Origin of the sequence: Mycobacterium sp. E2989, assembly GCF_001667595.1 — a bacterium.
Lineage (GTDB): Bacteria > Actinomycetota > Actinomycetes > Mycobacteriales > Mycobacteriaceae > Mycobacterium.
In genome coordinates this window covers 95,636-115,064 of record NZ_LZJX01000019.1, presented here as the reverse complement: position 1 = coordinate 115,064, position 19,429 = coordinate 95,636, and the positions used below count along the sequence as shown (strand labels likewise).

Genomic DNA, 19,429 nt, shown 5'->3' with positions numbered 1-19,429 from the left:
GGCGCCGACAGCTCGCCGACGCCGCGATCCAGCTGCTGGGCAGCAACGGAGTCCATGGCGTCAGCCACCCCCGGGTCGACGACCACGCCGGCGTGCCGGCCGGCACAGCCTCGTTCTACTTCAGGACCCGCAAGGCGCTGCTGCACGCGGTGGCAACCCGGTTGGCCGAGCTCGATGTGGCCGACTTCTCCCGGATGGCCGAGCTCGCCGACGACCCGTCGGCGCAATTCACCGGCACCGCGGGGCTGGCCCGCATCGTCATGTACGTCAACACCGAACCCTGGCTTACCCGCGCCAAGGCCCGCTACGAGCTCGCGTTGCTCGCCGGCCGGGACGCGGAACTGGCCGACATCCTGGACGAGTCCGTGACGCGCCTGAACACCCTGGCCCGCGATGTCGTCACCCAATGGCACCCGGCGGCGAGCGCGCCCGACCCGGCGCTGGTCGCCGACCAGGCGATCGCCACCCTGGCCTTGATCAACGGGATCATGCTGACATTCGTCGCGGGACAGCCGGCCGTCGATAGCGCCGAACACCTCGACCGGCTCATCCGCGGCGTCATCGCCGGCGTCGCCGCCGTTCGCGGCGAATGACCGCTATGCCAGCGCGAGCATCCCGTCGATCAACCTGTGCAACACCTGGCGGGTTTCCCGGCGGGTGCGCTTGGGATCCTCGGCGGTGGCGATCAGCATGGCCGCCTCGTCGAGGGCGCCGATCAGCACGTGCGCCAGCGGGCGCACCGGCTGCTTCGGGAACTGGCCCGCCCTGATGGCCTCGGTGAGCAACTGCTCGGTCATCCCCAGGCTGTACCGCTGGGCGACATCGCGAAACCCCGCCCAGCCCAGCACACTTGGGGCGTCGAGCAGCATCAGCTGACGCACCTCCGGATCACCGGACACCTCCAGCCACGCGTCGACCGCGGCGCGAATCGCATCCGCCGGCGTCGTCGCCCCCGACTCGGCCACCAACGTGCCCATCCGCGCCATCACGTCCTGCTCCACAGTTTCGACCACCTCCAGGAAAAGCGCTGCCTTGTCGGCGAATTGGTGGTACATGGCGCCGCGCGTCACCCCGGCGGCGGTCGCGATCTCCGGCGTACCCACGTCCGCGTAGCCACGCAGGCCCCACAGCTTTCGGGCAGCCGCGATCAGCGCGTCGCGGGTCGCCGCGGAGCGCTCTTCCTGAGTCCGTCGCTTGCTTTCCATACAGCCTGTTGGTAACTTACGAACAGACAGCCTGTTTGTAAGTATATCCCGAGGTAGGAGTTTCCATGTCGACGATCGACATTAGTGCCGGAACCATCCATTACGAAGCAACCGGACCCGAAAACGGCAGGCCGGTGGTCTTCGTGCACGGGTACATGATGGGCGCCCAGCTGTGGCGCCGGGTCAGCGAGCGACTGGCCGGACGTGGCCTGCGGTGCATCGCACCGACGTGGCCACTGGGCGCGCATCCGGAACCGTTGCGCCGCGGCGCCGACCGAACGATCACGGGCGTTGCCGGCATGGTCGCCGAGGTGCTGACCGCGCTCGACCTCGAAGACGTGGTGCTGGTCGGCAACGACACCGGCGGAGTCGTCACCCAACTCGTGGCCGTGCATCACCCCGAGCGCCTCGGCGCGCTGGTGTTGACGAGTTGCGATGCGTTCGAACACTTTCCGCCGCCGATCCTCAAGCCGGTGATCCTGGCGGCCAAGTCGAAGACGACATTCAAGGCTGTTTCCCAGGCCATGCGGGTACCGGCGGCGCGCAAGCGCGCGTTCGACGGACTGGCGCATCGCAACATCGACGACCTCACCGAGGCGTGGGTGCGCCCGGGGCTGTCCGATCCCCGGATAGCCGAAGACTTGCGCCAGTTCACGCTGTCGATGCGCACCGAGGTCACCACGGGCGTGGCGGCCAGGCTGCCCGAGTTCGACAAGCCCACGCTCATCGCCTGGTCGGCCGACGACGTGTTCTTCGAGCAGGAGGACGGCGTCCGGCTGGCCGCCACCATTCCCAACGCCCGCTTGGAGGTCATCGAGGGGGCCAGGACCTTCTCGATGATCGACCAGCCGGACCGGCTCGCCGACCTGCTGTCGACGATCGCGGTGCGCGCGTAACCAACCCCGCCGCCCGGCGGTAGCGTCTTGGCCATGTCAGCTACGACGCAGCCGCTGCAAGGCCGGCGGGTCCTGGTCACTGGCGCAGCGACCGGCATCGGCGCGGCCGCCGTCGCGGCCCTCGGTGGGGCGGGGGCCGAGGTCGCCGCCACCTATCACCGCACGCCGCCGCCGGACGGCCTCGCGGCCGCCTGGCTGCAGTGCGACGTGCGCGACGCCGAAGCCGTCTCGGCGATGGTGCGCACAACCGCCGAACGCCTGGGTGGGCTCGACGTGTTGGTCAACGCCGCGGGATTGTGGCAGGCCGGGATCCCCGGCTACATCGGCCCCGACGAGATCGCGTTCCTGTTGGACACCAACGTCAAGGCGACCATCCTGACCAACCAGGCCGCCCACGCGGTGATGAAGGAGCAGGATCCCAAGGGCGGCCGGATCATCAACTTCGGCTCGTCGGAAGCTGTTATGGGTAGCCCGATTTCGGCCGTCTACGCCGCGACCAAGGGCGCGGTACAGGCGTGGACGCGGTCGGCCGCGAAGGCGTGGGCGGCCGACAACGTCACGGTGAACGCGTTGGCCCCGGCGGTGCAGACGGCGGGCGCCGACCGGCTGCGCGAATTCCTCGGCCCCGACGCCAGCGCGTTCATCGACCAGCAGATGCAGATGATGATTCCGTTGGGCGGCGCGCTGGGGGACCCCGCACGGGATCTGGGTCCGATGCTGGTCTTCCTGGCCGGCCCCGGTTCGGGTTTCATCACCGGGCAGTTACTTGCGGTCGATGGCGGCCTGATGATGGTGGGCGGCTGACGGCCGGACCCGCCCGCAACGCCTCTCGGGGTGCGGCTTGCGTTCTGCCAATCGGCTGGCAAATCCGCCCGATTCCCGGCCCCCGGTCAGCATGCCTGGTTACCATCGTTCGCTATGGGCGCCGAGGAGCCGGGCGCAAACGGCACGGCCCGCGAGCCGGGAGATTCGGTGGAGTTGGTCACCACGCTCCTGGGCTTGTTGCGCCGCCGCCTCGGCCTCGACACGGCGTGGATCGCGTCGTTTCGCAGCGGCCTGCAGGTATTCGAGGTATTCGACGGTGACGCCCGGCCCTTTGGCCTATCGCCCGGTGACACCGTTTCGCTGGCCGATTCGTACAGCGTCCGCGTCATCGACGGGCGGCTGCCCGCCGTCATCCCGGACACATCGGCCGACAAGACCGCTTCCCTTCTGCCGAAAACCCGCGAATGGGGCGTGGGCGCCTACGTCGGTGTTCCGTTGCTAGGCCCGGACGGTTCGGCGGCCGGCATCGTGGGTGCGGTCAGCCAGCAGCCGAAGCCGCATCTGGCTGACGTCGATCTCCGGGTCATCAGAAAGATGGCCGAGCTCATTGGCACTTTGATGGACATGCCGTTGGGGCCGGCGAAAATCCCGACGGATCAGCACGATGGCATTCGCCGGATGGTCGCCGAGCGGGACTTCGAGATCGTCTTCCAAGCGGTGCACAGCGTCTCGACCGGCGAGGCGCTCGGCGTCGAAGCGCTCGCGCGCTTCCCGTGCGAACCGTTTCGCCCCGATCTCGTCTTCGCCGAGGCGGCCCTGCTGGGCTTGGACATCGAGTTGGAGACCGCGGTCGTGGCTCGTGCGCTGTCGCTGGTGCCGCAGCTGCCCGACGATGTATTCGTCGCAGTGAACATCTCCCCGTCGGCGGTGCTGCGCACGGAATGGACCGAGCTGCTCGCCGCGGTCGACCCGTCTCGCCTCGTGTTGGAGATCACCGAGCATGACGCCGTCGGAAACTACGATGCCCTCGACGAGGTCCTGGAAGCGTGCCGGGCGCGCGGCATGCGGGTGGCGGTCGACGACGTGGGCGCCGGCTTCTCGTCGTTCTCGCACGTGCTGGAGCTGGCGCCGGAATTCATCAAGATCGACCACTCGATCACCCGCAACATCGACGCCGACGATGCCCGGCGGCATCTGGCCCAATCCATCGCGGAATTCGCCGCGCAGATCGGCGCGATTGTCATCGCCGAGGGGGTGGAGACCCAGGGCGAACTCGATGCCGTGGGGGCGGCCGGCATCCCGTGGGCGCAGGGTTTCTACCTGAGCCGACCCAAGTCCCACACCCACGGGTTTCCGGACGGCGCGGCGGTCGCCGAACCGATCGATCAGTCCCCGGCCATCTTCGACGTGCTGGGCGAGCGCCGGTTCGAGCTGGCGTTGACGCATTCGCCCATCGGCATGGCCGTCGTCGGCCTGGACGGCACGTTCCAGCGCACCAACCGAGCGCTGAGGAACATGTTCGGGTACGGTCGAAAGGCTTTGGCCGGCCTCACCTTTCAGGAGATCACGCATCCCGACGACCTGGATGCGGACCTGGCGTTGCTCGCCGAGTGCCTTGCGGGCCGCCGGCGGACTTACCGCATGGACAAGCGCTTCATCGCCGCCGACGGACGAATCTTATGGTGCGACCTCACCGTGGTGCTCGTGCAAGGGCCGCGTAACCAGCCGCGCTGCTTCGTATCTCAAATTCTCGACGTCACCGCCGAACGGATGCGAGAGGCCGAGCTTACTCGCCAGGCCACCACCGACACACTCACGTCGCTTGCCAACCGCTCCGCGGCATGGGGCCGGCTCGAGCAACTCGACGCGGCCGACGACGGCTATGGCCTGTTGTTCTGCGACATCGAGAAATTCAAGTCCATCAACGACCGGCACGGCCACCGGGCCGGCGACGAATTGCTGGTCGAGGTCGCCCGCCGGTTACTCGCTGCCGTCCAAGACGACGGGCTCGTTGCCCGCTGGGGCGGCGACGAATTCCTCATCATCACCGACACCGTTGACGATCGCGGGCTCGCGGCGCTCACCGACCGCATCACCGGTGAGATCCAGCGGACCCGCATCACCCTCGCGAGCGGGATCGAGATCCCCATCGTGTTGACCGTCGGGTGCGCGGCGCACCGATCCGGCGACGGCCGGTCCATCGACGCCGTTCTGGAGCGCGCAGACCAGGCCATGTATGGGCAGCGGCGCAGGCAAGCCGGCGCCTCATTCCTCACCGCCGGGTGAGCCGGGCGGCGGGCGGCCGAAGGGGCGGACACGCCGACCGCGACTGCGGGGTTCGGCGAGGAGGTGTCGCGCCCGATTCCTGAGCAGTAGCAGCGACCTGTGCAACTCGAACAGCATGAGCCAATGGTGGCCCGTTCGACGCCGACGCGTCCGCTGTACACGCACGCCTCGATGGGGAATCGTGGAAGAAATTGCGATGACGGGTTGCCCAACGCGAGGCGGTGACGGACCGGCTTCGGACCCGGCCAGACCACCGTTACGATAAGACGGACCGTCTCGTCTCGTAGGGCTAGGCAGAGCAAAGGTGACTCCGACCGATGACTGACGACACCATCCAGGCGCTGCTGCGCAAGCGCCTGTCCGATCCGCGGACCGCGGTGAAACACCGCAGTTTGCAGTGGAGTTGGAGTCAGTACCTGGCCGGCGCGTCGGCGCGGGCCTCGGCCCTGATAGCGGCCGCCGACCCGGACCGGCCCATGCACGTGGGCGCACTGCTGGGCAACAACCCCGAGATGCTCAGCCAGATGGCGGCGGCCGGCCTCGGCGGTTATGTCCTGTGCGGCGTGAACACCACGCGGCGCGGCGAGGCGCTCGCGGCCGACGTCCGACGCGCCCACTGCCAGTTCCTGGTGACCGACGCCGAACACCGCCACCTGCTCGACGGCCTCGACCTCGACGGGACACCCATCCTCGACACCTCGACGCCGGAATGGACCGAATTCGTCAAGGACGCCGGTGAACTCGTCCCGCACCGGCAGGTCACCGCGATGGACCCGTTCATGATGATCTTCACGTCGGGCACCAGCGGAAACCCCAAGGCGGTGCAGGTATCACACCTGATGGCTGCCTTCGCCGGGCTCAACCTGGCGCAGCGCTTCGCGCTGTCCGAGCGGGACACCTGTTACGTGTCGATGCCGCTGTTCCACTCCAACGCCGTCGTCGCGGGATGGGCGCCCGCGGTGGTCTCGGGCGCCGCGATCGTGCCGGCGAAGTTCTCGGCGAGCAGCTTTCTCGACGATGTCCGCCACTACGGTGCGACGTACATGAACTACGTGGGCAAGCCGCTGGCCTACATCCTCGCGACGCCGGAACGCGACGACGACGCCGACAATCCCCTGCGGGTCGCGTTCGGCAACGAGGCCAACGACAAGGACATCGAGGAGTTCGCGCGCCGCTTCGGCGTCCAGGTCGAGGACGGCTTCGGCTCCACGGAGAACGCCGTCATGGTGATCCGCGAACCCGGCACTCCGAAGGGCTCCATCGGCAAGGGTGCCGACGGGGTTGCGATCTACAACAGCGACACCGTCACCGAGTGCGCGGTCGCGCGCTTCGACGCCGACGGCGCATTGGTCAATGCCGACGAAGCCGTGGGCGAGTTGGTCAACACGGCCGGCTCGGGGTTCTTCACCGGTTACTACAACGATCCCGAAGCCAACGCCGAGCGCATGCGCCACGGCATGTACTGGTCCGGTGACCTCGCCTACCGGGACGCGGAAGGCTGGATATACCTGGCCGGTCGCACCGCGGACTGGATGCGGGTCGACGGCGAGAACCTCACCGCGGCCCCCATGGAACGAATCCTGTTGCGGCACAGCTCCATCAATCGCGTCGCGGTGTACGCCGTTCCGGACGAGCGAGTGGGCGACCAGGTGATGGCCGCGATTGTCCTCAACGAGGGACAGACCCTCGACCCCGCTGCGTTCGAAGCGTTTCTCGACGCCCAGGCCGACCTGTCCCCGAAGGGCCGCCCGCGCTACGTCCGCATCGCCACCGACCTGCCCAGCACCGCCACGCACAAGGTGCTCAAGCGCCAGCTGATCGCCGAAGGAACAACCGTCGGCGAAGACGAGCTGTTGTGGGAGCGCGAACCGCGCGGGACCGCCTACGCGGTCGTGGCGCCTAAGTCGGGCTCTCGGTCACCCGGCGGCGGATCTGGCCCTTCGACCGTCGCACCCGTTTGACCGGATCCCGCGCTGTCCCAGCGGCGATCGGTGAGCTGCTCGTCGTTGGCGGCCAGCACACCCAGCACCGGGTAGGCGGTTACCGGCAGGCCGTTGCTGGTTCGCCGTGGGCTCATGGCGATTCGGTGAAGTATGGCAGCGTCACGCCGGGACCGACGGGGTGGAACTGCACTCGGACGCGCATGCCGATGCGCAACTCCTCCGGCGGCACGCCGACGACGTTGGTCAGCATCTGGTAGCCCTCGTCCAGGATGACGATCGCCGGCGCGTAGGGCGGTTCGAATTCCGCCGTCACCGGTCGCCGAACCACGGTCCAGCTGTAGATCTCGCCGAACCCGCCGCCGCGCTCCCAACGCACCTGCGCCGAAAGGCATTCGCGGCAGTGCTCGGTCGGCGGAAAGTTCGCCAGGCCGCAGGCCTCGCAGCGTTGATATCGCAACTCCCCCGACCGGCAGCCCTGCCAGAAGGGGACGCTGAGCGGGCTGGTGGCGTGGGGCACGGGGCCGGTTTGTGGGCGCAGGGCATCGGCGGTCACAGCGGTTCGTCCCCCAGGATCAGCAGCGTGGTGAACAAGGCCCCTGCTCCCCCGTTGCTGCACAACGCGATATGCGCATCGGGTACCTGCAGTTCGCCGGCCTGGCCGCGCAGCTGCTGGACGGCCCGGACGGCCCGCTGCATCATCTGCGGATTGGAGCCCGCATGACTGAACGACATGGTTCCTCCGTCGGTGGTGATGGGGTGGCTGCCGTCGATGGCGATGTGCCCGTCGGCGACGAACGGTCCGCCCTCGCCGTCGCCGCAGAACCCGAACGCCTCGAGTTGGCGGATGATTTCGAACGAGAACGGGTCGTAGAGCTCCAGGACGTCGACGTCGCCGGGCCGCAGGCCGGCGTGAGCGAACGCGCGCTGGGCCGCGCGCCTGCCGACCACGCCATTGACGTACCCGCCGTTCCCGTCCCGCCGCCCGGCCAGGTCCCACGCCGGCGGGTGCTGGTAGGACGGGCCGTGGAAGTCGGCGCCGCTGCCCAGCACATAGATAGGTTTACTTGCGCCCTCGGCCTTTTCGACGTTCGCCACGACCAGCGCGCACCCGCCCTCGGAGGTGGTGGCGCAATCCAGGAGATGAAACGGGTCGGCGATCGGCCGGGAGGCGGTGATGTCGTCGGGCGTGAAGGGCCCGCGCCCGTAGTACACGGCTTCGGGGTTTCGCGATCCGTTGTTGCGGATGGTCGCGGCCACCATCGAAAGTTGTTCGCGCGTCGTGCCGTAAACGTGCATGTGGCGGCGCGCGATCAGCGCGAACTCGGCGGCGGTGAACATGCCCCACGGCGCCACGAATTCGTTCTCGGGCCGGGTCCACGGCGCCGTCGCCTCGTGGTCGCGGTACTCCCCGGCCTGCGCGGCGACGAGCACCACCACATCGGCCATGCCGTGCTCGATGGCGGCGGCCGCCTCGGTGATCATGCCCACCCCGAACGCGAGGCCCTGCCACGCCGGCCCCAGGCGCAGGTCGTAGATCAGGGCGGTGGACAGTGGGCCCGCGCTGATGCCGTCCACGTCCTCGAGGCAAAGGCCCGCATCGTCGAGCGCACCGCGGATGGCCGCCAGCGCCAGGCTGCGTGAGGTCTCGCCGTCCAGGCGTCGGCCCTGCCGGGTGTTGTGCACCCCGACGATCGCCGCCATGCGTCTCGTGCTTGCCAATTCGATCCTCGCTTTTAGTTTTCGTCCGCCACGACACCGAGATACGTGCCGACGACGTCGTATCGTCGCCCGTCGCGGGAGATGGTTCCGATCGTCGTGGTCCGAGCACCCCCGGCCCCCGCGACCCGGTCCGCCGCCGCTTCCACGATGTCGATCCGCACATCCACGGGCCGCGCTGTCTGCGGGTCGGTGATCTCGACGACCATTGCCACCGCTCGCTCGTGCTCGTCCCACTCGACGCTGGTGATCCGGTGCCGGGCGGTCAATTCGATCACCACCGAGTCTCGGCGGACCAAAAACCTTACCGGCGCGCACAATTCGCCGGGGCGGGGCGGCACGCACAGCGTCACCGCCATGTCACAGGCCTGCCGGCCGGGTGCTGATGGTCCCCGAGTCCCGCAGCGCGGACAGGTCGTTGTCGGTGCGCCCCAGCAGGCCGGTCAGAACCTCTGCGGTGTGCTGGCCATACAGCGGCGAGGGCCGGCGAATCCAGCGGCGCGGTTTGCCGAGGAACGTGAATGGCATTCCGGTGCAGAGGAACTCACCGGCTACGGGGTGATCTACGGTCTCCCAGAATCCGCGGGCCTGCAGGTGCGGGTCCCGAAGCAGCTCGGGGGCCGCCGTGACCCGCGCGGCGGCCACTCCTGCGGTGCGCAGCGCGCCGACGGCCTCGGCCACCGAGCGCCGGGCCGCCCAGTCAGAGATCAGCTTGTCGAGTTCATCCGGTTGCTCGTGCCAGTCGCTCGGGCGGAGATCCCGCCGGCCCAGCAACCCGGCCAGGCCCGCGCGCGCGGCGTCGTCCGTCGCGGCAAGCGCGACCCACTCGTCATCACCGTGGCAGCGATAGACCCCCTGCGGCCGGGCACCGGGCCCGCGATTCCCGTTGCGGCGCATCTCGATTCCGTCGCGCGAGTACTCCACCAGCATCTCGGCGGCCACGTTCAGCGCCGCTTCGACCATGGTAGATTCGACGTGCATTCCGGTGCCGTCGCGGTCGCGGATAACCAGCGCGGCCACGGCGGCGAAGGCCGCGTGCAGGCCGGCGATCGGGTCGCAGACCCCGCGAGGGATGACCGGGGGGCCGTCGGCGTGTCCGGTCATCCACGCCATGCCGGTCGCCTGTTCCATCGTCTGGGCGAAACCCACGCGGTCGCGCCACGGACCGTCGAGGCCGAAGGCGGGCATTCGCACCATGATCGCGCGGGGGTTGGCCGCGCGCACGGCATCCCAGCCCAGGCCGAAGTTCGTCATCACCCGCGGTGAGAAGTTCTCGACGACCAGATCACTGGCGGCGATGAGTTCGAGGGCGAGGGCGCGGCCCGCGTCGGTGCTCAGTTCGACGCTGACGCCGCGCTTGTTGTTGTTGCTGCACAAGAAGACCGGGCCCCACTCCCACCACTGATCCCAGCTGGATGGGCGGCCCGCGGAAAACCTCATGCCGTCGGGGCGGCGGACGCCCTCGACTTTGATCACGTCGGCACCCAGCGCGCCCAGCAGTTGCGTCGCAACCGGCCCCGCCCAGAAGGCGGTGAAATCGGTTATCCGGGTATCGGCCAGCGGCAGGGCGTCGGTGGCGGAACCCGCGGGCCGCGCGGGCCTTGACGGCCAGTGGATTCGGCCGTTGTCGGCGCCGAGTCGAGGCGGCCGCCCGGGCGGCCTGGTGATCATCGCGTCGCTGCGGTAGGGCACCCGCGGCGCAAGGATCCCGGCTTCGGATTCGACGAACACGCCGCGTTCCACGAAATGGTCGACCTGGGGCAGCATCTCGGGCGTCGCGATGGGGGCCACCGGGATTCGGAATGCGACCGCGAGGTCGACGATCTCCTGCGTGGTGCGGGACTGGGTCCACTGCGTGACCATGCCGAGGAACTCGTCGCGGCGGGCGACGCGCCCGTCGAACGAGGCCAGGTCGGCGTCGTCGAGCAGATCGGCGCGGTCGATCAGCACCAGGAAGTCCTGAAACTGCTGGGCGGTGATGGTGCAGAAGCCGACCAGGCCGTCGGCGGTGGGAACGATCGACGGCAGCTCCAGACTGCGCTGCCCCAGCCGCGAATCCGCGCCCAGCACGCTGGCCGACATGGCCGACAGGCCGCCCATCGCGATCACCATGGCCTCGTAGGTCGAGACGTCGACGATCTCCCCGCGTCCGCCCCGCGCGGCGTGCCGGGCGGTCGCGGCGGCGACCGCGGCCGCGAACGTGCCGGCCAGCCACTCACCCAGCTCACCGCCGGCCTGCACCGGTTCGTCCTCCGGCCAGCCGCGCCCGGCGGTCGAGCCGCACAACGCCTGCAGGATGAACTCGTTCGCCGCGACGCGGTCGTCGACGTACGGACCGGTTGTGCCGAATGGGGTCGCGGCAACCACCACGGCCGACGGGCCGGTGTGGGCCGTGATTTCGTCGAGTGTCCACCCGTCGGTCAGGTCGGTCAGCACGATGTCGGCACCGGCCAGCAGGGTCGCGACCTCCGCCGGGTCGCCGTTGGTGACCGACCTCTTCCCGGCGGCCAGATAGCCGAACAGGGCCCCGGGCGGCCCACCCGCGGACCGCCGACGCAGCGAATCCCCCTGCGGCGATTCGATTTTCACCACGTCGGCGCCGGCGTCGGCGAACATCTTGCCGCAGTAGGACACCGCGATGCCGTTGGACACCTCCACCACGCGCCAGTCGGCGAACGGTGCCTGGGGTGTCACGTTCAGTTGCCCAGCGTGGTGGCGCGCCCCGAAATGCCGGGAGCCTCGGCCGTGACCTGCGCCTGCAGGGCGAACTGCGTCATCCGGGTCCAGGCGTCGCGATCACGCTGGCTGGCGCGGCGGCCGACGTGCGTGACCACGTCGACGTCGGCGGCCTGGGCCCGCAACTGACCGGCGCGAGCGTGCTCCTTCGGGATGTGCCGGAACGGATCGAATGAGTAGGCGGCCATGGCGTTTTCGTGCGTGATCTTGTCGATCACGGAATCGTCGAGATGCCCCATGGTCTCGATGACGTCTTCCGGGGCGAACGGCCAGTTGCTGTCGGAATGGGGAAAGTCGGACTCCCAGCACAGCATGTCCTCGTTGAACCAGTCCATGTTGCGCACGCCGACCTTGTCGCTGATGAAGCAGGTGTAGAAGTGGCGCTTGAACACGTCGGCCGGCCCGCTGTAGCCGGGCGGGAACTTGGCCAGCGTCCAGCCCGAGTGGCGGTTGAAGACGTGCTCGGCGCGCCAGAGGAAGTACGGAATCCAGCCGACGTCGCCCTCGGTGAGGGAGAACTTCAGCTGCGGGAAGTCCGCCCAGAACTCGGCCCAGATCAACTCGGTGAACGTGAACATGCTCATCATCGACGACGCCGTCATCTGCACGCTGGGCGGGGCGTCCGTCGACACCTGGGGGGAACGCGACGCGGAGCCGACGTGCGTGCACAGCACCGTCTTGTGCTCGCAGACCGCCTCGAACAGCGGGTACCAGTACTTGGTGTGAATGCTGGGCATCTGCAACGCCTCTGGGTTCTCCGAGAACGTCACCGCGTGACAACCCTTGCCCGCGAGCCGCTTGACCTCCTTGGCCGCCTCGGCCACGTCGAACAGCGGCAGGATGCCACAGGGGATGAATCGGCCGGGGTAGGCGGCGCACCACTCGTCGATGTGCCAGTCGTTGTAGGCCTTGATCATCACCAGGTTGACCTCGCGGTCGGGACCCTGGTTGAGGACCTGGCCGGAGAAGCCGGTGAAGTTCGGGAAATTCAGGCCCGCCAATTGACCGCCCGCATTCATGTCCCGGACCCGCTCGTCCACGTTGAAGCAACCCGGCCGCATCTCGTCGTAGCGCGAGGCGTCGATGTTGTACATCTCCCGCGGCTTGCCCGCCACGGCGTTCAGGCCCATGTTGCGCCCGCGGACCTCGCCGTAGTACCACTGCTGCACGCCGTCGGGTTCGAGGACCACCCGCGGTGCGCGGTCCTTGTATTTCGCGGGGACGTGCGCGTCGAACATGTCGGCGGGCTCGGCGATGTGGTCGTCCACGCTGATCAGGATCAAGTCGTCCTTGTGCATGCCGCGCTCCTCACCGAGATAGCGATTAGACTAATAGTCCCTCATCAGTGGCGCCCTCAGTCGGCGGGCGCATACCGCAGCATCGTGACGTCGTGCTCCGGGTAGTCGAAGAAAACCGGCCTGACCCGCATCCCCACCCGCAGGTCGGCGGGGTCGACGTTGACCATCTCGGTGGAAAACCTGGGCCCCTCGTCCCATTCGACGATGGCCAGCAGCTGCGGGACGGCGTCGGCGAAGTGCGGACTGACCGGCCTGCGTGCCACGGTGTAGGAGTACAACGTTCCCATGCCGGAGATCTCCCGCCACTCGAGATCGTCGGCCAGCGTGCCCGGCGCGCGCACCCGCGGGTAAAACACGTAACTGCCCAGCGAGGGCGAGTACTGGATGACGATGCGATGCTGCGCCAGCGCATCCCAAAACGGCGCGCTGGTGGGGGTTTTGACGGGCATCGGGCGCTCGAGAGTGGCCATGTCGATCAGTCCCCCTCGAGGATCAGCGTGGTTTGCTCCGACAGGATGCCCCCGTTACCGGACACGAAGGCGCGGTGGCAGTCGGCGACCTGGGCCGCACCCGCGCGGCCCATGATCTGGCGCGTGGCGTCGCAGACATGGTGCATGCCGCCGGCCAGGCCGGCTTGCCCGAAGCCGAGTTGCCCCCCGGCCGTGTTGAGCGGGAAATCACCGCGGAAGGTCATGTCGTGGCTGGCGACGAACTCCATGCCTTCGCCCTTCTCGCAGAAGCCCGCGTCCTCCAGCGACAGCAGCACGGTGATGGTGTAGCAGTCGTAGATCGACACCATGTCCATCTGCTCGCGGCTCAGCTCCGTCATGGCAAACGCGGTGTCGGCGGCCTCGGCGATCGGCGTGTGCAGCAGGTCCTTGGCGTACGTCGGGGTCTTGAACGGCACGTGCTCGCCGAATCCCTTGATCCACACCGGTCGGTGACGCGCGCGGCGGGCCAGATCGGCGTTGGCGACGACGACCGCGGCGCCCCCGACGCAGGGCATGACGATCTCCAGCATGTGCAGCGGGTCGGCGATCACCGGGCTGGCCAGGACGTCGTCGACGGTGAGCGGCTTGTCCTTCCAGATCGCGCCCTCGGTGTGGTTGGCGTTGACCCGCTGATCGACGACGATCTTGGCCATCGCCCGCTCGTCGTACCCGTACACGGCCGCGTAGCGCTGGGCGACCTGCCCATAGGGCCCGTTCTGGCCGAGGTTGCCGTAGGGGATCTCGAATTCGGCCTGGGGAGAGCCGTATTGGTTGCTCGACGAACCGAAGAACATCGCGTCCACCATCGGGCGGGGCTTCTTCTTCGACGAGGGGGTGATGTAGCGCGCCGGCAGCGCGCACAACACGGCGTCACAGATGCCCAGCTCGATCGCCGCGGCCGCCCGCCACACCATGGCGGCGGCGCTGGCTCCGCCGAGGTCCACGTGTTCGGCGAATCGCGCCCCGACGCCGAGGTATTCGGCGATGGTCGACGGCACGAAGATCTCCGACTCCGCCAGGTGCGACGCCACGATGCCGTCGACGACGTCACCGGGCAACCCGGCATCGGCGAGGGCGGCCGCGGAGAGTTGCGCCCATTGCTCGATGGCGAACGGCGCGGGCGTGGCCTTGTTGAGCCGTTCGGGCGGCAGTTCGACGTATCCGACGATCGCGGCCTCTCCGCGTAATCCCATGGGCCGTCCTACTTTCGGGGTAGTCCGAGGATCATCTGCGCGATGATGTTCAGCTGAATCTCCCGGGTTCCTCCGCCGATCAGCTCGGCGGGCAGGTGCAGGTACCGCTCGACGATGTCCGGGTCGGAGTCGGCGACCATCGCCGCGCGCCCGGTCAACCCCAGGGTGGCCTCGAACGTCCTGCGCAGCAGCACGTTCATGGCGACCTTGGCGATGCTCGACGCCGGGCCGGATGCCTGGCCGTCGAGCAACCGGATGGTTTCGCGCACCCCCAGCGCCTTGATCGCGTTGGCGTAGGCGTCGAGTTCACCGAGCGCCCGCAGCGCGTCGTCGCGGTCCGGTCCCGGTTCCGCCGCGAGCCGGCGCAGGGCGGCCGCCCGGTCGAACTTGACGTAACCGCTGATGGCCGAACGCTCTTCGGCCATGGTGGCGATCGCCAGGTTCCAGCCGTCGTTCGGGGCGCCCAGCAACATCTCGTCGGGGACGAAGACGTCGTTGAGGAACACCTCGTTGAAGTGCGCCTGCCCGGTGGCCGTTTTGATCGGCTGGACTTCGATGCCGGGCGAGGCCATATCCAGGATGAAGTAACCGATGCCACGGTGCTTGCCGGCTTCCGGGTCGGTGCGCGCCAGCAGGGCGCCAAGATCGGCGTACTGGGCCAGCGACGTCCAGATCTTGTGGCCGTTGATCCGCCAGCCGCCGTCGACCTTGGTTGCCCGGGTGGCCAGCGACGCGAGGTCGGAGCCGGCGCCCGGCTCACTGAACAGCTGGCACCAATGAATCTCGCCGCGTTGGGTCGGCGGAATCAGCTTTTCCTGCAGGTCTTTTGGTGCGGCGGCCAGCACCGAAGGCAGGATCCACTCGGCGATGTTCAGCGACGGCCGGACCAGCGCGGGTCGCTTGGCGAACTCTTCGTCGATGATGAGCTGCTTGAGGGGACCCGCATCGACGCCCCACGGCGCCGGCCAGTGCGGCGCGATCAGCCCGGCATCGGCCAGCAACGTGCGCTGGGGCCCGGAGGCCTGGTCCGGGTAGTCGCCGTGCGGTGCCGGTATGTCGTTGGCCAACTGCATTGCGGCGTCAAGGGTCTCGGCAACCCAGGAACGGAAGTGCGCTTCCGCATCCCCGAGGTCGACCGACATGTCGCGCTGCTGCGTGCAGGTCAGCTGACCGAGGCGCCGGGCCCAGCGATTCGCCGGCCCGATCGACGCCGCGAGGCTGATCGCGCGACGCCAGTAGAGATGCAGATCGTGCTCCCAGGTGAAGCCGATGGCCCCGAACATGGTCAGCGCGTCGAGCACCAGATCTGGCACGGGTGCGATCGCCATCACCGCCGCCCCGGCGGCGGCCATGCGGTGCTGGTCGATCGGTTCGTCGGCAGCGCGGACTGCGTCCCAGGCCGCCGCCGTGGCCAGTTCGCTGCTGACCAGCAACATCGCGGCGTTGTGCTGCAACGCCTGGAAGGTGCCGATCACCTTGCCGAACTGTTCTCGGCTCCGCAGGTGCGCGGTGGCCGCTTCCACGCACCACTGCACGATGCCGCTCAACGCGCTGGCCAGCAGCCCCAACGTCACGCACCGAGCGCGGTCGGGATCGATGCCGGTGAGCACCTCGGAGCGCGCCGCGCGGTAGTCGTCGAGCCGCAACACCCCGGCGTCGGCGACGAGGTCCGTCCCGTTCACGGGTTCCGCTGTCACCGCCGGCTTTTCAGCGTCGACGACCACCCAGACCACGCCTTCGTCGTCCCCACGGGCGGCGACCAGGACCGTCTGCGCCGCGCACACGCCGGCGGTGACCTCCGACGCGCCGGTGACCGACCATCCCCCGCCCTCGGCGCGCACGCGGAAGTCGCCGTCGTCGGGCAGCACGACGGCCGCGATCGCGCCCGCGGCCAGGCCCCGCACCAGTGCCTCGGCGGCCGGTGTCGTATCGGCCAGCAAGGCGACGGCCCCCGCGGCGACCGTCGGCAGGAGCGGCCCGGGCAGTAGTGCCTTGCCCGCCGCCTCCAGGACGCAGGCGGCGTCGATCAGCCGGCCGCCCTGCCCGCCCAGGTTCTCGGGTACGTGCACGGCGTGAAAACCGTTGCCGACGAGGGCATCCCACCATTCCGGGCGCCGGCCCGCCGCAAGATCATCGAAACTGTCTCGCGTGGCGGCGATGGGGGCATGCCGGCCGGCGAACTGTCCGACCGCATCGCTGAGCTCCTGTTGCTCCGGGCTCAATCCCAGGGTCACGACGACGGGCGAGTGGTGACTGAAGTTGGCCGCACCGACTGCTACCCTTCCGGCTAGAATGCCCTTACAAGACGGACCGTCTCGTCTTGTGGCAGACTACCGGGGCCAGTCAGGATATGTAAAGCGGGCCACCGCAGCAGCGAGGATCACCCAATGCCAAGCGATCTCACCCAGGCGACCCCGCCGAGGCGTCGCAGCGAGAAGTCGCGCACGGCGATCGTCACCGCCACCCGCGAGCTCCTTCTCGAACGCGGATTCGACGGCCTGAGCATCGAGGCCGTCGCCGCCCGGGCCGGTGTGGGCAAGCAGACCATCTACCGCTGGTGGCCCAGCCGCCCGGCGCTGGTTGCCGACGTGATGCTCGAGGATGCCGACAGGCTGCTCGCATCGGTCAATCACACCGACGACCTGGCCGCCGACTTGGTCGGCTGGGTGCGAAAGCTCGCCAGAACTCTGACGACGGCCCGCGGCGCGGCGATGCTGCGCATCCTGACCGTCGCGGGCATGGAACACGAGGACACCGCCGTCAAACTGCGCGCCGGGTTCAGCGAGCCCCTGTACGAGAGCGTCCGGGCCCGGATCCTCGCCGACGGCATCGACGGCAACACGGCCGAGTCGGCCGCGGACGCGATCGTCGGGGGTGTCGTCTATCCGATCCTGTCTGACCCGCAAGGGTATTCACGACGCCGAGCCGAGCTCACGACCCGGTTCATCGTCGACGCCCTGGGCCGCCGAGGCTGACCAGGACCGCAATGGGCGCAGCAACGCGTTCTTCTTGTAATAGTGGTCCGCCATGCGCCGCATGATGTTGTCCAGCACGGTGACGGCCTCGTCGAGGAAGGGGCCCTTGTTTAGCATCACGCACTCGGCCCGTTCGCTCATCGCCGCGTCGCTGATCTCGGCGCGCGAGGGCAGGCCGGTCTTGGCGAGTTGTTCGAGAACCTGCGTCGCCCAGATCACCGGCAGGTGTGCGGCCTCGCACAGCCACAGGATCTCCTCCTGCAACTCGGCCATCCGCTCGTAACCGCACTCCACCGCCAGATCCCCCCGAGCGATCATCACCCCGACCCGGGGCCGGCGCATCGCGGTGAGCAACAGCTGCGGCAGGTCTTCGAACGCGCGCCGGGTTTCGATCTTGAGCACGACGCCCAACCGGTGCCCGTCGAGCCGATCGAGTTCGTCGAGCAACCGCTCGACATCGGCCGGATTGCGAACGAACGACATGTCCACCAGATCCGCCAGTTCCACCACGGCGGCGAGGTCGGCGACATCGCGGGCCGTGAGCGCCGATATCGGCAGATCGGTGTCGGGCATGTTGATGCCCTTCCCCGCCTTGAGGCGGGCCTCCCCCTGCTCCGGACGGTCGATGCGCACGGTGAGCGCCTCGCGGGCGACCGACACCACCCGGCCGCCGATCTTGCCGTCGTCGAAGTGGACGGCGTCACCCGGCCGGGCATGGACGAACGCCTCCGCCAACGTGCATCCGATCCGGGGGTGGCCATCGGTCGGCGCCGGTGAACAGTCGCGGGTCAATTCCAGCAGGTCTCCGGCGCGCACCGACAGGCTGCGCTCCTTCTCCGGAAGCGGGCCCACTTCCGTTGCGTCATCGGTGTTTTCGGCGCGCAGCACCGTCCCGCTCACCAGGTAGGTCGTCCGCCTGGTGGTGACCACGAATCCACCCGGGGCAGCCTCCAGAACGAGTCGCCGCCGGGATCCACGGGCGTCCCGCAGCGCCAGCACGTCGCCCGCCCCGCGGTTGGCCAGCCACGGCGCCGGCACCGTAACCACCGCCATCCCGGGTTCGGGTGGGTGCGACGGCGCCTCGGTCGACGTCAGCCACGCCCGTGCCGGCGCGACGACCCGGCCGAGATCATCCCGGCGCGGACGCAGCTTCAGCACGCGAGGACCCGGCTCCAGCGGCCCGGTCCGCAGCTTGGGCCCCGCCAAATCCATCGCCACCAAGCAGGTCGTGCCGGCGCTGGAGGCCGCGTCCCGGACATGGCGGGCCATGGCCCGCCAGGCCCGCACGTCGTCGTGGGCGCAGTTGATGCGCGCGATGTTCATCCCCCGCCGCACCAACTCGCGCACCAACTCCGCGTCGGTCGCGGCCTGCGACGGCAGCGTGACCATGATGCGCGTCATGCGATGCGCCGGCCGCGGCCCAAGCAACTCCACCGTGCGTTGCCGCAACATCGTCTGCCCCTGCTCGATCGGCACCGCCGACGGTGGCGGCGGCTGCCAGTTCCCGTCCGCGATGGCGGCGACGGCGGCACGGACCGCGGCGAGTGTGGCCTGGACGTGCGCTTCGCTGCGACCCAACGACGACAGGCCGAAGTCCGCCAGGCTCGCCTGCAATTCGCGTAGGTCGAACTGGCGAATCGCCCAGTAATGCACGAGGTTTCGTGCGCTCGCCCGGTGTTCCGATGCAATGGCCGGAAGCCACGCCGCCCAGGAACGCTCCGCGTCCCGCAGGCTGGTCAGCAGGCCGTCGATCTGCTCGAGCAACGCCGCCAGTCGCCGCTTGACATCGGTGTCGGCAGATTCCCGGGTGCTGGGGATCGATTGGCCGACCACACGCTGACCAGACACTGGAGCTCCCCATTCTGTGGCTTGACGGCCACACAGTGTTAACGTCGGCGTAACGCTAAATGCTCGAATCACCAAGG

The 19,429-nt window shown here is 68.8% G+C and carries 16 protein-coding genes and 1 pseudogene; 6 read left to right on the top strand and 11 right to left on the bottom strand.

Annotated elements, in window-relative coordinates:
- Positions 1-26 precede the first annotated feature (26 nt).
- A complete protein-coding gene (locus A5680_RS05225; protein ID WP_369827611.1) occupies positions 27-593 on the top strand; it encodes a TetR/AcrR family transcriptional regulator in 567 nt (188 codons plus the stop codon).
- Between the two features lie 3 nt (positions 594-596).
- Here the strand turns inward: A5680_RS05225 and A5680_RS05220 are convergent, their stop codons facing one another.
- Positions 597-1,205: a TetR/AcrR family transcriptional regulator gene (locus A5680_RS05220; protein ID WP_055403567.1), complete on the bottom strand. Its 609-nt coding sequence runs from the start codon at positions 1,203-1,205 to the stop codon at positions 597-599.
- 65 nt (positions 1,206-1,270) lie between these two features.
- On the opposite strand from A5680_RS05220, the gene A5680_RS05215 reads away from it, so the two are divergent.
- The 4 genes from A5680_RS05215 (at position 1,271) to fadD1 (ending at position 7,113) form a co-directional block, all read left to right on the top strand.
- Complete coding sequence (locus A5680_RS05215) at positions 1,271-2,101, top strand: alpha/beta fold hydrolase (protein ID WP_067816899.1); 831 nt, start codon at positions 1,271-1,273, stop codon at positions 2,099-2,101.
- A gap of 33 nt (positions 2,102-2,134) precedes the next feature.
- On the top strand, positions 2,135-2,905 hold the full coding sequence (locus A5680_RS05210) for an SDR family NAD(P)-dependent oxidoreductase (protein WP_067816895.1): 771 nt from the start codon (positions 2,135-2,137) through the stop codon (positions 2,903-2,905).
- A 114-nt stretch (positions 2,906-3,019) separates the two neighbouring features.
- Positions 3,020-5,152 (top strand): EAL domain-containing protein, encoded by a 2,133-nt coding sequence (locus A5680_RS05205; RefSeq protein WP_067816892.1) that lies wholly within the window; start codon positions 3,020-3,022, stop codon positions 5,150-5,152.
- A gap of 317 nt (positions 5,153-5,469) precedes the next feature.
- Positions 5,470-7,113, top strand: coding sequence for a fatty-acid--CoA ligase FadD1 (gene fadD1, locus A5680_RS05200; protein WP_067816889.1), 1,644 nt, complete (start codon positions 5,470-5,472; stop codon positions 7,111-7,113).
- A 29-nt stretch (positions 7,114-7,142) separates the two neighbouring features.
- Here the strand turns inward: fadD1 and A5680_RS25600 are convergent.
- The 9 genes and pseudogenes from A5680_RS25600 to A5680_RS05160 form a co-directional block, all read right to left on the bottom strand.
- Positions 7,143-7,229 (bottom strand): annotated as a pseudogene (locus tag A5680_RS25600) (MarR family transcriptional regulator); the annotation flags it as partial.
- Positions 7,226-7,648, bottom strand: coding sequence for a Zn-ribbon domain-containing OB-fold protein (locus A5680_RS05195; protein ID WP_067816886.1), 423 nt, complete (start codon positions 7,646-7,648; stop codon positions 7,226-7,228). The gene A5680_RS05195 and the pseudogene A5680_RS25600, both read right to left, overlap by 4 nt.
- On the bottom strand, positions 7,645-8,796 hold the full coding sequence (locus A5680_RS05190; RefSeq protein WP_067816883.1) for a thiolase family protein: 1,152 nt from the start codon (positions 8,794-8,796) through the stop codon (positions 7,645-7,647). The genes A5680_RS05195 and A5680_RS05190 overlap by 4 nt, the downstream gene beginning before the upstream one ends.
- Before the next feature lie 32 nt (positions 8,797-8,828).
- On the bottom strand, positions 8,829-9,170 hold the full coding sequence (locus A5680_RS05185) for a hypothetical protein (RefSeq protein WP_067816880.1): 342 nt from the start codon (positions 9,168-9,170) through the stop codon (positions 8,829-8,831).
- 1 nt (position 9,171) lies between these two features.
- The gene (locus A5680_RS05180) at positions 9,172-11,505 is read right to left on the bottom strand and encodes a CoA transferase (RefSeq protein WP_067816877.1); all 2,334 of its coding nucleotides are present in this window, start codon (positions 11,503-11,505) and stop codon (positions 9,172-9,174) included.
- Between the two features lie 2 nt (positions 11,506-11,507).
- Positions 11,508-12,845 (bottom strand): amidohydrolase family protein, encoded by a 1,338-nt coding sequence (locus A5680_RS05175; protein WP_067816874.1) that lies wholly within the window; start codon positions 12,843-12,845, stop codon positions 11,508-11,510.
- 56 nt (positions 12,846-12,901) lie between these two features.
- Positions 12,902-13,315 carry a Zn-ribbon domain-containing OB-fold protein gene (locus tag A5680_RS05170; protein ID WP_067816872.1) on the bottom strand — a complete coding sequence of 138 codons (414 nt, stop codon included), beginning with the start codon at positions 13,313-13,315 and terminating at the stop codon, positions 12,902-12,904.
- A 5-nt stretch (positions 13,316-13,320) separates the two neighbouring features.
- The gene (locus A5680_RS05165) at positions 13,321-14,529 is read right to left on the bottom strand and encodes a thiolase family protein (RefSeq protein ID WP_067816869.1); all 1,209 of its coding nucleotides are present in this window, start codon (positions 14,527-14,529) and stop codon (positions 13,321-13,323) included.
- An 8-nt stretch (positions 14,530-14,537) separates the two neighbouring features.
- Positions 14,538-16,763: an acyl-CoA dehydrogenase gene (locus tag A5680_RS05160; protein WP_067816866.1), complete on the bottom strand. Its 2,226-nt coding sequence runs from the start codon at positions 16,761-16,763 to the stop codon at positions 14,538-14,540.
- Between the two features lie 153 nt (positions 16,764-16,916).
- Here A5680_RS05160 and A5680_RS05155 point away from each other — a divergent pair, with 153 nt between their 5' ends.
- Positions 16,917-17,504, top strand: coding sequence for a TetR/AcrR family transcriptional regulator (locus tag A5680_RS05155; RefSeq protein WP_067816863.1), 588 nt, complete (start codon positions 16,917-16,919; stop codon positions 17,502-17,504).
- Here A5680_RS05155 and A5680_RS05150 read toward each other — a convergent pair.
- Positions 17,442-19,352 (bottom strand): pyruvate kinase, encoded by a 1,911-nt coding sequence (locus A5680_RS05150; RefSeq protein ID WP_369827610.1) that lies wholly within the window; start codon positions 19,350-19,352, stop codon positions 17,442-17,444. The genes A5680_RS05155 and A5680_RS05150 overlap by 63 nt on opposite strands.
- Positions 19,353-19,429: the final 77 nt, after the last annotated feature.